The sequence below is a fragment of the Clostridium sp. AM27-31LB genome, assembly GCF_003480745.1.
GTDB classification, from domain to species: Bacteria; Bacillota; Clostridia; order Lachnospirales; family Lachnospiraceae; genus Butyribacter; species Butyribacter intestini.
The window spans coordinates 1-1626 of sequence record NZ_QUJS01000024.1 but is presented as its reverse complement, the minus strand read 5'-3'; the positions used below and the strand labels follow the sequence as shown (position 1 = coordinate 1626).

Sequence of the window (1626 nt, the reverse complement as noted above, 5' to 3'; positions counted from 1 at the left end):
TGTTTGTCTTTTGGTTCAAGCATTATATCATAGCGTCCGAAACCGCTCTCACGGTTTGAGGTTATGATATAGTTTTCTGACTGGTCTACCATAAGCCCTAAAACAAAACCATGGAAAAAATTCTCAGGTGCTTTTTTCTCAGATGTATGTTTTCCTGTATCAAATGAACTGAATGTTCGTAATGCTACATCATTCATATACTCATTCATACTTTCTATATCTCCGGTTATAAGTGCCTTTATGAATTCATTTGTCTCATTTTTTGCAGGACTGAACCAGCGAAGTATCATATCCTCAAACATTAGCTTTATCTCAAAATTTGTGAGTGCGAGTTTATACATTACCGATTTTGTACGGTCACCTGTAAGTTTATCTGATGATATAACCTTAAGATAACCGCTCGCAAGCATAAGACTCCACACTGCATCTTCCGAATAATCAAGTTGCGAAAATACTATCTGCTCATCTATCGGTACATCTATTGTTTCTCCTTTTAGAAGCGTTTCCATCATCATTTTTATATATGAACTACCTGTTTTCACTAAGCTGTTTATCAAACCGTTTGAACTTGAGTCCGCCCAGTATGTTTTATAATTTTTCTCATCAAGAAAGTTAATTATTGACCACGGATTATAAATATCTTTACTTTTTCCAAATGTAAATCCATCATACCATAACTTTACTTTCTCTTTTTCATCTGAAAGTCCCTGCTCATCAAGTGCATCAAACACTTCCTTTTCCGTAAATCCAAAACATTTTGAATATTCCCCGCTGGTAACAGTAATTACTTTAAGATTATTTAAATCTGAAAAAATGCTCTCTTTAGATACCCTCGTTATACCGGTCATTATCGCTCGCTCTAAATACGGATTTGTCTTAAATGTTGAATTAAAAAGACTTCTTGTAAATGCAACAAGTTCTTCCCAGTATCCATTTACATATGCCTCCTGCATAGGTGTATCGTATTCATCAAGAAGAATGATTACTTTTTTTCCATAATATCGGCTGAGATAATTGGATAAATCATTAATAGCTTCCTGTGCTGACTCGTCACTCATATCATAGTCAAGTTCTCTAATGTGTTTTTTCTCAACTTCTGTCAATCCGTCCCAATCTTTTAAAAAAACATATTTTTGAAATTCATCACATATTATTTTTTTTATCTTTATAATTGTTCCTTTGTAGCTATTCTGTTTTATATTTGCAAAGCTCAGAAATATCACTGGATATGTTCCCTGTATCTCACGATATTTCTCATCTTTCCATATCTCAAGTTTCTCAAATAAATCTCCTCTGTCCGCATACTTATTTGAAAAAAAGCAATTCAGCATACTCATGTTTAGTGTTTTTCCAAAACGGCGTGGTCTTGTTATAAGTGTAACCTCATCTTCACTCTCCCACCATTCTTTTATAAAACCTGTTTTGTCTACATAAAAACAGTTTCTCTGTATCATTTTCTCAAAGTCCTGAGTTCCTATACTTACCGTTCTTGCCATATCCATCCTCCTGTTATATTATATGTGCTCTCGTTGTAAACTCCGGTTATTTTGTATTGTATTATTTAGCTACATTCTAACATTTGGACATATTTCTGTAAAGAATAAGCCATCTTGATATTCTCAAAAT

General features: G+C 33.5%; 1 protein-coding gene. It reads right to left on the bottom strand.

The window, feature by feature from the left end; all coding sequences use genetic code 11:
* Window positions 1-1496 (bottom strand): AAA family ATPase (locus DW721_RS15820; protein WP_118746309.1); only part of this gene is annotated, 1496 nt, incomplete at its 3' end.
* Window positions 1497-1626 lie beyond the last annotated feature (130 nt).